This is a genomic window from Streptomyces sp. NPDC020192, assembly GCF_044388685.1.
Classification (GTDB): domain Bacteria; phylum Actinomycetota; class Actinomycetes; order Streptomycetales; family Streptomycetaceae; genus Streptomyces.
Window position 1 is genome coordinate 59,242 of the sequence record NZ_JBIRXG010000018.1, and the last position, 13,819, is coordinate 73,060.

Below are 13,819 nucleotides of genomic sequence, written 5' to 3' on the forward strand. Positions count from 1 at the left end.
GGTATGCCTTCGCTAAGTAGGTCTGGGAGGGCAGCAGGTCATGTGGGACGACGCGTTTCCGAGTTTCCTGATCGGATTGAGGGAGGGACTCGAAGCCGGACTCATCGTCTCCATCCTGGTCGCCACCCTGGTCCGGGCCGAGGCGCGTTCGCGACTGCCCCAGGTGTGGACCGGCGTCCTGGCCGCCGTCGCGGTCGCCATGAGCTTCGGCGCGGTGCTCACCTTCACCGCCGCCTCCATGCCGCAGACCGCCCAGGAGGCGTTCGGCGGCATCCTCAGCGTGATCGCCGTGGCGTTCGTCACCGCCATGGTGTTCTGGATGCGCCGCTCGGCCCGCAGCCTGTCCGGCGAGCTGAAGGAGAAGGTGACCGGTGCCCTCGCCATGGGCTCGGGCGTGCTGATCCTCACCTCCTTCCTCGCGGTCGGCCGGGAGGGCCTGGAGACGGCCCTGTTCCTGTGGACCACCGCCCAGGCGGCCGGCGAGTCGGCCGGACCGCTGACCGGCGCCGGCATCGGCCTCGTCCTCGCGGCGGGCCTGTGCTGGGGCCTGTACCGCCGGGTCCTGAAGATCAACCTGACCAAGTTCTTCACCGCCACCGGCGCCGTCCTGATCGTCATCGCCGCCGGCGTCCTCGGCTACGGCCTGCGCGACCTCCAGGAGGGCGGCGTACTGCCCGGCAAGACCGCCTACGCGGTCGACCTCGCGAGCAGCGTCGACGCCGGCTCCTGGTACAGCACCCTGGTCCAGGGCGTCTTCAACCTCACCCCGACCATGACCTGGCTCCAGGTGGTGGCCTACGTCGCCTACCTGGCCGTCGTGATGACGCTGTTCGTGCGCGGCGTGCGGGCCACGGCCCCCAAGCCGGCTGCCGAGCGCCCCGCGGGGGAGCCCAAGGCCGGGCGGCCCGAGCGGCGCCGGCCGGTGTGGGTGGTGCCCGCAGTCGTGGTCGCCGTACCCGCCGTCATCGCCGGACTCGTCGTCACCTTCTCCCGGCCCAAGCCCGCCGGCGACCAGACCGTCGCCGTCTCCCAGACCGAGTGCGGCAAGGGCTTCACCGCGCCCAAGCCGGGCCGGCAGACCTTCCAGATGCACAACACCGGCGGCAAGACCTCCGAGGTGTACCTCATCGACCCGTCGACCAGCGCGGTCTACGGCGAGATCGAGGGCCTCGCCCCCGGTACCACCCGCGACCTCGTCGCCACCGTCGCCGGCGGCACCTACGCCTGGCGCTGCGTCCCCACCGGCGGCAAGGCGGTCACCTCCGCGTCGGTCACCGTCACCGGCGGCGGCGCGGCCAAGCCGGTCGTCCCCGTCTCCGAACAGGACCTCGCCGCACCCCTGACGGTGTACAAGACGTACGTCGGCCAGGGCCTGGCCATCCTCGTCGGCCAGACCCGCACCCTCGCCGACGACATCAAGGGCAACCACCTCGACAAGGCCCGCACCGACTGGCTCACCGCCCACCTGACCTACTCCTCGCTCGGCGCCGCCTACGGCACCTTCGAGGACTTCGACAAGAAGATCAACGGCCGGGCCGACGGACTGAGCGACGGCGTCCAGGACAAGGACTTCAGCGGCTTCCACCGTATCGAGTACGGCCTGTGGCACGGCCAGTCGGCCAAGGACCTGACCGGGCCCGCCCAGCAGCTCGCCACCGACGCGGCCGGACTGCAGAAGGCGTTCCCGAGTCAGGACTTCGACCCGGGCGACCTGCCGCTGCGCGCCCACGAGATCCTCGAGAACACCCTCCAGTTCGAGCTGACCGGCGACACCGACGAGGGCAGCGGCACCAACCTCGCGACCGCCGGCGCCAACCTGGACGGCACCCGCGAACTGCTCACGGTCCTCAAGCCGCTGCTCACCAGCCGCGCGCCCAAGGTACTCCCCACGGTCGACGCGGACATCGCGCGCGTGCAGAAACTCCTGGACGCGGCCCACGACGGCGACCGCTGGACAGCCGTCGACAAGCTCACCGCGAGCGACCGGCAGCGCCTGAACGGCGCCACCGGCCAGCTGCTGGAGGACCTCGCCCCGATCCCGGACCTGCTCGAGATCCGGAAGTCCGCCTGATGACCGACGCCCGCCCGACGACCCCCGCGCACCCGCACTCCGAAGGGAACCCTCCGATGTCCACCGCCGACACGCCGACCTGCCCCGTCGGCCCCGCCCGCCGCTCCTTCGTGCGGACCGCGCTGGGCGCCGGGGCCGCCGGAGCGGTCCTGGCCGGCGGCGGCTTCGCCCTCGGCGAGAGCGGTGGCACCGCCGAGGCGCAGACCTCGAACGCCGACGGTGCCGTGAAGGTCCCCTTCCACGGCGCCCACCAAGCGGGGATCGTCACCCCCACGCCGGCCGCCGCGACCTTCGTCTCGCTGGACGTCATCGCCGACGACCGCAAGGGTCTGAGCGGCCTGCTGAAGACCATCACCGAGCGGGCCCGCTTCCTCACCTCTGGCGGCGCCCCGGCCGACCTCGGCGTCGGCGCGCCGCCCTCCGACAACGGCATCCTCGGCCCCGAGGTCCCCTCCGACGGCCTCACGGTCACCGTCGGCGTCGGCGCCTCCCTCTTCGACGACCGCTACGGCCTCGCCAAGGTCAGGCCCGCCCGCCTCACCCCGATGCGGACGTTCCCCAACGACAACCTGAACGCGGCCGAGTGCCATGGCGACCTCTCCCTGCAGATCTGCGCCCAGAGCCAGGACACCGTGCTGCACGCGCTGCGCGACATCGCCCGGCACACCCGCGGAGCCATGCAGATCAAGTGGCGCATCGACGGCTTCCAGAACGCCCCGCGGCCCACCGGCGCCCAGCGCAACCTGCTCGGCTTCAAGGACGGCATCGCCAACCCGGACGTCACCTCCGCCCGCGAGACGGACAAGCTGATCTGGGTCGGCGACGGCCAGGGCGAGCCGGCCTGGACCACCGGCGGCAGCTACCAGGTCATCCGGATCATCCGGATGCTGGTGGAGTTCTGGGACCGGGTCTCGCTCAGCGAGCAGGAGAAGATGTTCGGCCGCCGCAAGGACACCGGCGCCCCGCTGGACGGCGCCAAGGAGACCGACATCCCCCAGTACGCCAAGGACCCGAAGGGCAACGCGATCCCGCTGGACGCCCACATCCGGCTCGCCAACCCGCGCAAGGCGTCGACCGACAGCTCCCGCATCCTGCGCCGCGGCTACAACTACGACCGGGGCGTGGACAACGTCGGCAACCTCGACATGGGCCTGGTGTTCTGCTGCTACAACCAGGACGTCAAGCGCCAGTTCGAGGCCGTGCAGACCCGGCTGATCGACGAGCCGCTCGTCGACTACATCTCCCCGACGGGCGGCGGCTACTTCTTCGCCCTGCCCGGTGTGAAGGACTCCGAGGACTGGCTGGGCCGGGGCATGTTCTCCGCCTGATCGCCCCTTTTCGCTGCATTCTGCGCGGCAGGCCTTTCCCTCCCCATGGGAAAGGCCTGTCGTTGCCTTTACCGCCCATCTACTGCACATGAGTTGCAAGTAGGAGAGGATGGCACCAGGCTGCGGTGTGCGGCCGTACCCGTACGACCGAAGGACACACCCTCCCGATGACGGCCGCCCCTGGTTCCGCTCCGTCCCTCCCCGCCCAGGCCGACGGCAAGCCGTCGCTCCGGCAGCGCGTCCGAGGCTCCATGACGCGACAGGAGTGGATCAGGGTCGGCGGGATGGCCGGCTTCGTCCTCGCGCTGCACGTCATCGGCTGGGGCACCCTGGTCGGCATCATCGCGCCGCAGCACTTCAGCGTCGGCAAGGAGTCCTTCGATATCGGCATCGGCGTCACCGCCTACACCCTCGGCATGCGGCACGCCTTCGACGCCGACCACATCGCGGCCATCGACAACACCACCCGCAAGCTCATGGGTGAGGGACAGCGCCCGCTGTCGGTCGGCTTCTGGTTCTCCCTCGGCCACTCCAGCATCGTCTTCGGGCTCTCCCTGCTGCTCTCGCTCGGCATGAAGACCCTGGCCGGCCCGGTCCGCGACGACAACTCGCACCTGCACGAGGTCACCGGCCTGATCGGTACGACGGTCTCCGGCGCCTTCCTCTACCTCATCGCCGGCATCAACCTCGTCATCCTGGCCGGCATCTGGAAGGTGTTCCGCCGGATGCGCGGCGGCGATTTCGACGAGGCCGCGCTGGAGCACCAGCTGAACAACCGCGGCTTCATGAACCGCCTGCTCGGCCGCGTCACCGGCTCGATCCGCAAGCCGTGGCAGATGTACCCGCTGGGCCTGCTGTTCGGGCTCGGCTTCGACACGGCGACGGAGATCGCCCTGCTGGTCCTCGCCGGCTCCGGCGCCGCCTCCGGCCTGCCCTGGTACGCCATCCTCTGCCTGCCCGTCCTGTTCGCCGCGGGCATGTCCCTGCTGGACACCATCGACGGCTCGTTCATGAACTTCGCCTACGAGTGGGCGTTCTCCAAGCCGGTCCGCAAGGTCTACTACAACCTCACCATCACCGGCCTGTCCGTCGCCGTCGCCTTCATCATCGGCACCGTCGAGCTCCTCGGCCTCCTCGCCGACAAGCTCGACCTCCACGGCGCCTTCTGGGACTGGATCGCCGGCCTCGACCTCAACACCGTCGGCTTCGTCATCGTCGGCCTCTTCTTCGCCACCTGGGCCGTCGCCCTGCTGGTCTGGAAGGCGGGCCGCATCGAGGAGAAGTGGACGGCGGGCCTGGCGGAACAGAGCGCCGACTGACCGGCGTCGGGCCTGTACCCCGGGGGGAGTCCCCGCAGGGCAATCGTTTGGTCACCGTGGAGTGGGCTGGTGGAGGCCGTCGGCACCAGCGACTGGACCGGCACCGCTGCGGGTGCTGCTCGCCGAGGCGGGCGCGGATCCGGCGGCCGCGGACGTCGTCTTCACCGGTGCCGACCCGGAGGTACTGGTCGCCATCGCGATGAACGGCGCGCCGCCGCCTCCGCGGCACGGTCGGCCGCTGCGGCTGATCGTGCCCGGCTGGTGCTCATGCCGTCCGGCGGGCGCGGGGCGTCTGCGGTTGCTCGCGCCCCGCGGCGGAGCCGCGAAGCAGGCACAGCCCCGCGCCCCTTTGGGTTGGCCCCTCTGCCCGTGCTTGGTTGCTGGGCCCCGGACGCCCCTACGGCAGCAGCCTCTCCACCGCTGTCGGGCCCTCCTTCTCCATCTTGCGGCGGGCCCAGGCGAGGTTCTTCGGGTTGACGTCCCTGCCCGCCGCCATCACGTAGTCCTCCGGGGTGATGTTCTTGGCCGGAGCGGTGTGGAGCAGGGCGTCCGGGGTGCAGTGGTCGTCGGCCGACCGGGTCTCGTCGGGTGTGGGTGTCGACATGATGCCTCCTCCTCGGTCCGGATGACCGCATCCGTGCCGGTGCCCCCGAACGGGGCACACTCTCACCATTCCCCGCGGCGCCTTCCCACGCCACCGGAGAGCACTCGCTCCTAAGCTGGAATGCATCTCGCTCCGCTCACCGGGAGGCCCGCAGATGGCCGAGACCCCGTTCGCCGAGGGCTTCCGCCCCGGCCCCCGCTATCTGCCGATCGCCGAGCACGGGCTCATCGGCGACCTGCGCAGCGTGGCCCTGGTCGGCACCAACGGCACGATCGACTGGTACTGCTGCCCGTCCTTCGACGCGCCCAGCGTCTTCGCGGCCGTCCTCGACGCCGAGCGCGGCGGCTGCTTCGAGCTGGCCGCCACCGTCCCCGCGCGCACCAAGCAGTTCTACTTCCCCGACACCAACGTCCTGATCACCCGGTTCTTCACCGAGGACGGGGTCGGCGAGGTGCAGGACTTCATGCCGGTCAGCGGCGAGGCAGCACGCCTGGAGGGCCGGCACCGGCTGATCCGGCGCGTGGTGTGCGTGCGCGGCACCGTGCCCTTCCGGGCCCTGATCGCCCCGCGCTTCAACTACGGCGCCGACCGGCACACCCTGCGCACCCAGGAAGGCCTGGTCGTCTTCGAGTCCCCCAAGCTGTCCCTCGCCCTCACGACCACCGCCACCGTGGAGTGCGACGACCGGGACGTACGGGCCGACTTCAAGCTGAGCGAGGGCGAGACGGCGGTGTTCGCCCTCGACCAGGTCGGCGAGGCGGTGTCCCCCCGCGGCTGCGCCCGCGCCGAGGCCGAGCAGGAGTTCAACGCCACGGTCGTCTACTGGCGGCGCTGGCTGCACCAGTCCCGCTACCGGGGCCGCTGGCGCGAGATGGTGCACCGCTCGGCCCTCACCCTGAAGCTGCTCACCTACGCCCCCACCGGCGCCATCGTCGCAGCCCCCACCACCAGCCTGCCCGAGCAGCTCGGCGGTGAGCGCAACTGGGACTACCGGTACGTGTGGGTGCGTGACGCCGCCTTCGCCGTCTATGCGCTGCTGCGGCTCGGCTTCAGCGGCGAGGCCGAGGCCTTCATGCGCTTCCTCACCACGCACGTCAGCCCCTGCGACAGCACGGACGACTCCCCGCCGCTGCAGATCATGTACGGCATCGACGGCCGCGCCGAGCTGCCCGAGCGGGTGCTGCCGCATCTGGAGGGCCATCTCGGCTCCGCACCGGTCCGGGTCGGCAACGCCGCCGCCGACCAGCTCCAGCTGGACATCTACGGCGCCCTGATCGACTCGATCTACCTCTACGACAAATGGGCCCAGCCCATCCCCAGCGGCCAGTGGGACGACGTGTGCGAACTGGTCGACTGGGTGTGCGCGCACTGGGACCAGCCCGACGAGGGCGTGTGGGAGACCCGCGGCGGCCGCCGGAACTTCACGTACTCGCGACTGATGTGCTGGGTCGCCATCGAGCGGGCCATCCGGCTCGCCAACCGGCGCGGGCTCCCCGCCGACCTGCCCCGCTGGCGGCAGGCCCGCGACACGATCTACCGGCGGATCATGGACCGCGGCTGGTCGGAGCGGCGGAGCGCCTTCGTGCAGTACGAGGGCAGTGACGTACTGGACGCCTCGCTGCTGATGATGCCGCTCGCCAAGTTCGTCGCCCCGACCGACCCCAAGTGGCTGTCCACCCTGGACGCCCTCACCGAGGACCTGGTCTCCGACTCCCTCGTCTACCGCTACGACCCGCAGGCCAGCCCCGACGGGCTGCGCGGCGACGAGGGCACCTTCTCGATCTGCTCGTTCTGGTACGTCGAGGCCCTGGTCCGGGCCGGCCGGCTCGACGAGGCCCGGCTGGCGTTCGAGAAGATGCTCACCTACGCCAACCATCTCGGCCTGTACGCCGAGGAGATCGGCCGCACCGGCGAGCAACAGGGCAACTTCCCGCAGGCGTTCACACATCTGGCCCTGATCAGCGCCGCGTTCAACCTCGACCGCGCCCTCGGCTGAGGACCAGGGCGACCTCCGCTCCGGCTCAGGCTCAGGCGAAGCGGGAGCTGGTGACCGGGCCGGCGGATCGCACCCGTGCCCGGTCGCCGCGCAGCCAGCTGCCCCTGACGGCCGAGGCGAACGCCGCGAACCCCGCGTCGTGGTCCGCCGGGCCCCGCTCGACACCGTCGTCTGCGCTCCCGCGCTGCTCGCCCCAGGGCGCCACCACCGACTGGCGCAGCAGGGCGACGCTGTCCGCGGCGATCGCGGGCGGGTCCGTCCAGCAGCTCGCGTGCGCGTGCAGCACCTGTCCGGGCGCGCGCGTGACGGGGTCCCCGATCAGCTCCGGGCCGCCGTCGTGCGCGGCCAGCCCGTGGTCCGGGGTGTCCCGCAGCCAGGCGTACCGGCCGTTCATGCCCGCGTCGAAGCCCACGGCGACAGCGTGCCGAGGACGGTGCCGGAGGTCACGTACTGCCGGCCGCGCAGGTCGGACGGGCCGAGGAAGGACGCCCGTTCGGCGTCGGCCGCGCGCGAGCACCCCGTTCGTAGAGAACCTTGGGGCGTTCGGGCTCGGCGGCGAGCGCGAACATGCCGAAGATCATCACCCGTCGGGTGACGTGTCCTCAACACATTTCCCCACGCCGTCCCCACGGGGGCTACGGCAGCGGCTGCTCCGCCCAGATGACCTTGCCGTGCGGGGTGTAGCGGGTGCCCCAGCGGTCGGCGAGCTGCGCGACCAGGAACAGGCCCCGGCCGCCCTCGTCGGTGCTCGCCGCGTACCGCAGATGCGGCGAGGTCGTGCTGCCGTCGGACACCTCGCAGATCAGTGCGCGGTCGCGCAGCAGCCGTACCCCGATCGGGCCGCGCCCGTAGCGGATGGCGTTGGTGACCAGCTCGCTCAGGATCAGCTCCGTCGTGAAGTCCAGCTCCTCCAGCCCCCACTCGACCAGCTGCCGCGTCACCGAGGACCGAACCTGTGACACCGCCGCCGGGTCGGACGGCACCTGCCACTGGGCGACCCGGTCGGCGCCCAGCACCCGGGTGCGGGCGACGATCAGTGCGACGTCGTCGCTCGGCCGGGCCGGCAGCCGCTCCAGCACCGTGCGGCAGGTCTCCTCCGGCGAGGCGCCCGGCGTCCGGCCCAGGGCGTCGCCCAGCAGCTCGAGACCCTCGTCGATGTCCCGGTCGCGGTCCTCCACCAGCCCGTCGGTGTACAGCACCAGCCGGCTGCCCTCGGCCAGCTCCAGCTCGGCTGTCTCGAACGGCAGCCCGCCCAGGCCCAGCGGCGGACCCGCCGGCACCTCCGGGAACTCCACACCACCGTCGGGCCGTACCAGCGCGGGCGGCGGATGACCGGCCCGGGCCAGGGTGCAGCGCCGCGCCACCGGGTCGTACACCGCGTACAGACAGGTCGCGCCGGTGATCGACGCCGCGCCGTCCGCGGAGGTCTCGTCCTGGTCGATCCGGCCCACCAGCTCGTCCAGCAGACCGAGGAGTTCGTCCGGCGGCAGATCGAGCGCGGAGAAGTTGTGCACCGCCGTGCGCAGCCGGCCCATGGTGGCCGCCGCGTGCAGCCCGTGCCCCACCACGTCCCCCACCACCAGCGCCACCCGGGCCCCGGACAGCGGCAGGACGTCGAACCAGTCGCCGCCCACCCCGGCCTGCGCCGGGAGATAGCGGTAGGCGATCTCGAGCGCGCCCTGCTCGGGCAGCGAGCGCGGCAGCAGACTGCGCTGCAGGGTCACCGCCATGCTGTGCTCGCGGGTGTACCGGCGGGCGTTGTCGATGGACACCGCCGCCCGCGCGGCCAGCTCCTCGGCGAGCGCCAGCTCCTCGGAGTCGAACGGCTCCGGCTTCTGGGAGCGCCAGAAGTTCGCCACACCCAGCACCAGACTGCCCGCCTTGAGCGGCACGGTGATCATCGAGTGGATGCCGTACTCCAGCACCTGATCGGTGCGCTCCAGGTCCTGCGCCCGCCAGCCGGGCGCGTCGCACAGGGCGGGCACCACGACCGACTGCCCGGTGGTCAGACTGCGCGCCTGCGGCGAGGTGGCCACGAACCGGATGTGCTCGCCGACGGGGTACAGCGGGGCGTCCTTGCGGACCCCGGTGCCGGCCGTGCGGCGCAGCGCGGTGCCCGGCCGCGGTTCCTCCCCGCGCAGTACCGCGTCGAAGAGGTCCACCGTCGCGAAGTCCGCGAACCGGGGCACCGCCAGATCGGCCAGTTCCTCCGTCGTGCGGGTCACGTCCAGGCTGGTGCCGATGCCCACCCCGGCGTCGTACAGGATGTTCAGCCGCTCGCGCGCCACCTCCGCCCGCCCGGACAGCGCCCGCAGCTCGGTGGAGTCGCGCAGCGTGGTCACGCTGCCCGCCGGGCCGCCGCGCAGATCGGTGGGGCGCTGGTTGATCGCCAGCAGCCGGTCCTTGACCAGGTGCACCTCGTCCGTCGCCACCCGCCCCGAGGCCAGCAGCGCCGCCGTCTCGTCGTCCAGGCCCAGCTCCAGCACGCTGCGCCGCTCGGCGTCCTCGGGCAGGTCCAGCAGCCGGTGCGCCTCGTCGTTGGCGAGCAGCAGCCGGGCGCCGTCGCCGACGATCAGCACGCCCTCGCGGACCGAGTGCAGCACCGCGTCATGGTGCTCGTACATCCGGGTCATCTCGTACGGTCCGAGGCCGCGCGTCTGGCGCAGCAGCCGTCTGCTGACCAGGGCCGTGCCGACGGTCGCCAGCGCGAGGGCCGCCGCGGCCGCCCCGAGCAGCAGGGGCAGCGGCTGGGCGGCGGCCCCGCCCACGTGCGCCGTGGTGATGCCCGCCGACACCAGGCCCACCACCTTGCCGGCGGAGTCCCGCACCGGCACCACGACCTGCACGAGTGGTCCTATCGTGCCGTTGACGTGCTCGGTGACGGTGCCCCCGGCCAGCGCCGGGCCGATGGTGCCGACGAACTTCTTGCCGATGCGGTCCGGCTTGGGGTGGGTGTAGCGGATGCCGTCGGTGTTCATCACGACGACGAAGTCCACGCCGGTCGCGTTGCGTACGGCCTCGGCCCTCGGCTGCAGGATCTTCGTCGGATCCGGGGTGCGCAGCGCGGCCGCCGTGCCCGGCGCGTTGGCGAACGACTCGGCGACGGCGAGCGAACGGTTCGCCGCCTCGGTGTCGCTGTCGTGCCGCACCTGGAGCACCTGCGCCACCACGGCCGCGACGACCAGCAGCAGCACGATCACGACCTGGAGCAGGAAGACCTGCCCGGCGACGCTGCGCCCGGTCACCGCCGAGCGCAGCATGCCCGGCCGGCGGCCGTCGCCGCCGGGGCCGTCCGGTACCGGGCCCCTCGGTGTGCGCGGGTGCCCGAACGTCCGGGGCGGCCGGGTCGCTTTCCGGCCGGGCAGTCGCACCATGTGCCCATGTCTACACTGCCCGGCCCGCTCAGGCGAGACCGTGAGCGCGGGTGACGGCCGCCGTCCGGGACCGCGCGCTGCGGTCATGGGCGGGGCGGGGGAGCCGAACGGCGGGCGGCGAGCAGCAGCGCCACGTCGTCGGGGCGGTCGGTGGCATGCCGGGCGGTGGCGGTGAGCCGGTCCGCGACCCCGGCCAGCGAGTGCCCGCCGCGCCGCCCGGCGGCGCCCCCGGCCCGGCCGAGCGCCAGCCGCAGCGCGGTGATGCCGTCGTCGATGTCGGCACCCGGCCGCTCCACCAGCCCGTCCGTGTAGAGGGCGAGGATCGCGTCCGGCTCCAGCAGCAGCTCGGCCACCGGGTAACGGGCGTGCGGATCCACGCCGAGGACGACCCCGCCGGGGATGTCCAGCAGCCTGGTACTGCCGTCGGGGGAGCGCAGCAGCGGCGGCGGATGGCCCGCCCGGGCGACCAGGGCCCGGCCGGTGGCCGGATCCAGCCGCAGATAGCAGCAGCTGGCGAACTGGCCGGGGTCGAGGTCGATCAGCAGCCGGTTGGTGCCGCTCAGCACCTCGTCCGGCGGCCGGTCGCCCAGCGCGAACGCGCGCACCGCGCTGCGCAGCTGGCCCATGGTGGCCGCCGCCTGCACCCCGTGCCCCTGCACATCGCCGATCACCAGCGCGATCCCAGCACCGGCCTCGACCACGTCATACCAGTCGCCGCCGACGTCCATGCCCTGGGTGCCCGGCAGATACCGGCCCGCCGTCTCCACCCGGGGGTGCGTCGACAGCCGGTGCGGCAGCAGCGCCTGCTGCAGGCCGCGGGCGAGGGCGGCCTCGCTGTCGTAGCGCTGGGCCCGTTCCATGGCGTGCGCGATCAGCCCGGCGAGCGCGGTGAGGACCGTACGTTCCTCGGCGCTGAAGTGGCGCCGGCGGTCGAAGCCGAGGATGCACGAGCCGACCGGTCGGCCGGAGGCGATCATCGGCAGGAAGGCCCGGGCGCCCTCCTCGGCGTCCAGCGGCATGCCCGGATACCTGTCCGCCATCTGCTGCATCGACTCGAAGAACAGCGGCCGGCCCGTGGTCAGGCACTCCACGCCGGGCAGGTGCGCGTCCAGCGCGGTCCCCTCGAACGGGGCCAGGAACCCCTGCGGGAAGCCGCTCTCCCAGGCCAGGTACAGATGCCGGTCCTGGAGCACGTAGATGGCGAGGCATCCGCCGCCGAACGCCGGCAGCAGTTCCTGTACGACCACCGCCGACACCTGCCGGGCGGTCACCGCGTCCGTCAGCGCGATGGCCAGGGCGATCGGCCGGTACACCGGCGCCATCGAGTGGTCGGCCGTGTCCTTGGGCAGGTGTGTCTCGGCGACCGGCTCGCCCGGCGTGTCCATGCGGCTGGCCGGGGCGAGCGTGCAGGTCAGCAGGTCTGTGCCGGGATGCACCGACACGGCGAACCAGTCGCCTCCGCCGGGCTCCCCACGGTCCCCGGCCGGGCGCCTGGCATGGAAGTGCACCGGGTCCGGGGCCAGCAGCGCGCCGCGCAGATGGTCGTCGTACGGCGGCCCGGTCAGCCACGGCAACGCCTCCCACAGCGGCCGCCCGAGCAGCCACCCCCGGTCCCGGCCGGTGACGCGCGCCGCGGCCTCGTTGGCGTACACGATGAGCCCCAGCCGGTCCAGGCAGAACACCCCCTGCGGCAGCAGATCGGCCGCGCCGTCCGCGGAGGCGCCCGGTCCGGGGTCGAACACGACCCCGCCCACCCGCTCCTCGGCCGCGTCCTCCGCGGCCGGCCACAGGTCCAGCAGCCGGAGCGTGCCGTCCCGAGCCCGCAGGCTCAGCGGCGACCCGGGCGGCTTGCCGGCGGCGGCCTCGCGCAGCGCGGCCAGGAACCGGTCCGCGTCGGCCGGCGCGACGGCGTCCGCGAGGGCCGTGTCCGTCCCGTCGAACTCGCCGGGGCGCAGCCCGAGAAGGGTGTGCAACCGGTCGTCCGCGCGCACCGCGCAGGTCACCGGATCCCAGCTGAACCGGCCCACGAGGGCCTGCGCGGGCCGGCTCGCGGGCGGCCGCACGCACAGCGGCTCGGCGTCCCAGACGATCGCGTCCGGGTTCCCGGCGGCCAGCGCGAGCAGTTCGGCGCCGAGGCCCTCGGCGAGCCGGGCGAGCAGTTCCTGGTCCAGCGGCTCGTCCACGCCGTCCGCGACCGCCGGGCGCAGCACCGTGAGCACCCCGAGCGGCTCACCACCGCCCGGCACCGGCACGTGCAACGACCCGAACGGGAAGGGCAGGCCCGCCGCGAACTGCGGATACCGGCGCACCGTCTCGGCGGCGTTCGCCAGCACCACCCGTACACCGAGACGGTAGGCGTCGGCCACCGGGAAAGGACGGCCCACGTGCAGCCGCCACCACGGGCGGAACAGCGGTCCGGGCAGCCCGGAGAGCACCGCGAGCCGCAGCAGACCCGGCGTGCCCGAGCGCAGATACACGCCCGCCACCTGGCCGCCCGCCGCACCGAGCGCGCCGGTCGAGGCGTCCGCCAGCAGCGCGGCCAGCCTGGCCCGGGTACGGACCACCTGCTCGCCGCCGCTCTCGGCCATCGGCCCTGCCTCGGCCATCGGCCCTACCTCGTCCCGTGCGCCTTCCGGGTGGCTGACACAGCAAGAATGCGCCTGGAAGAGCACGGAATGCACCTGGGCAGGGGACGCCCTCCTCACCTTCGCACCGGTCCCCACCTGCTGACGCGGCCGGCAGCGCTGCTGCTGACGCGAGGAGGTCGTCCAACCCGTCACGCTGCTGGAGAACTCGCCGCACCGCACGGGGCTCGCGGCGGTGCTGCTGACCGCGCGGCGGCAAGGAGCGCGGCCGGAGTTCCCTGGCCGCCGGGTGGATCGTCCGTGGCGCCGCGCTGCCGGGCCGGACTGTCCCAGGGGCCCTCGCGGCCACCGAGGTCGCCGCGGGTCCGGGCGTCCTGCCGGCACTCGCCCTGCCCGCCCGGGCGGCGCGGATCCGGCTCGTCACGGCGCCCGCCGTGCTCGGTGTCACCGCGGCACTCGTCGCCGGGCAGCTCCTCGGCGGGCGGCTCGGCCCGCCGGCCCCGTCCCGGCCGTGGGACGCGGCCCTGGCTCCGCCCTGGCAC

9 protein-coding genes and 1 pseudogene are annotated in these 13,819 nt (G+C 73.1%); 5 read left to right on the forward strand and 5 right to left on the reverse strand.

Annotation, left to right across the window (positions count from 1 at the left end; translation table 11 throughout):
• Positions 1 to 40 precede the first annotated feature (40 nt).
• The 4 genes and pseudogenes from efeU to ACH47Z_RS30510 form a co-directional block, all read left to right on the forward strand.
• Positions 41 to 2,071 carry an iron uptake transporter permease EfeU gene (efeU, locus tag ACH47Z_RS30495; protein WP_399079340.1) on the forward strand — a complete coding sequence of 677 codons (2,031 nt, stop codon included), beginning with the start codon at positions 41 to 43 and terminating at the stop codon, positions 2,069 to 2,071.
• Positions 2,072 to 2,127: 56 nt separating this feature from the next.
• Complete coding sequence (efeB, locus tag ACH47Z_RS30500) at positions 2,128 to 3,399, forward strand: iron uptake transporter deferrochelatase/peroxidase subunit (RefSeq protein WP_399079342.1); 1,272 nt, start codon at positions 2,128 to 2,130, stop codon at positions 3,397 to 3,399.
• A 167-nt stretch (positions 3,400 to 3,566) separates the two neighbouring features.
• Complete coding sequence (locus ACH47Z_RS30505) at positions 3,567 to 4,718, forward strand: HoxN/HupN/NixA family nickel/cobalt transporter (protein ID WP_399079344.1); 1,152 nt, start codon at positions 3,567 to 3,569, stop codon at positions 4,716 to 4,718.
• Between the two features lie 45 nt (positions 4,719 to 4,763).
• A pseudogene (locus ACH47Z_RS30510) lies at positions 4,764 to 4,980 on the forward strand (molybdopterin-dependent oxidoreductase); the annotation flags it as partial.
• Positions 4,981 to 5,115: 135 nt separating this feature from the next.
• Here ACH47Z_RS30510 and ACH47Z_RS30515 read toward each other — a convergent pair.
• The gene (locus ACH47Z_RS30515) at positions 5,116 to 5,322 is read right to left on the reverse strand and encodes a hypothetical protein (protein WP_399079346.1); all 207 of its coding nucleotides are present in this window, start codon (positions 5,320 to 5,322) and stop codon (positions 5,116 to 5,118) included.
• A gap of 154 nt (positions 5,323 to 5,476) precedes the next feature.
• Between ACH47Z_RS30515 and ACH47Z_RS30520 the strand changes: the two genes are divergently transcribed.
• Complete coding sequence (locus tag ACH47Z_RS30520) at positions 5,477 to 7,318, forward strand: glycoside hydrolase family 15 protein (RefSeq protein WP_399079348.1); 1,842 nt, start codon at positions 5,477 to 5,479, stop codon at positions 7,316 to 7,318.
• Positions 7,319 to 7,349: 31 nt separating this feature from the next.
• Here ACH47Z_RS30520 and ACH47Z_RS30525 read toward each other — a convergent pair whose 3' ends face one another.
• From ACH47Z_RS30525 to ACH47Z_RS30540, 4 genes are all read right to left on the reverse strand, one after another.
• On the reverse strand, positions 7,350 to 7,730 hold the full coding sequence (locus tag ACH47Z_RS30525; RefSeq protein WP_399079351.1) for a hypothetical protein: 381 nt from the start codon (positions 7,728 to 7,730) through the stop codon (positions 7,350 to 7,352).
• Positions 7,731 to 7,953: 223 nt separating this feature from the next.
• Positions 7,954 to 10,578: a SpoIIE family protein phosphatase gene (locus ACH47Z_RS30530; RefSeq protein WP_399079561.1), complete on the reverse strand. Its 2,625-nt coding sequence runs from the start codon at positions 10,576 to 10,578 to the stop codon at positions 7,954 to 7,956.
• A gap of 197 nt (positions 10,579 to 10,775) precedes the next feature.
• Entirely contained in the window at positions 10,776 to 13,298 is a 2,523-nt protein-coding gene (locus tag ACH47Z_RS30535; RefSeq protein ID WP_399079353.1) for a SpoIIE family protein phosphatase, read from the reverse strand.
• Positions 13,299 to 13,468: 170 nt separating this feature from the next.
• Entirely contained in the window at positions 13,469 to 13,819 is a 351-nt protein-coding gene (locus tag ACH47Z_RS30540; RefSeq protein ID WP_399079355.1) for a hypothetical protein, read from the reverse strand.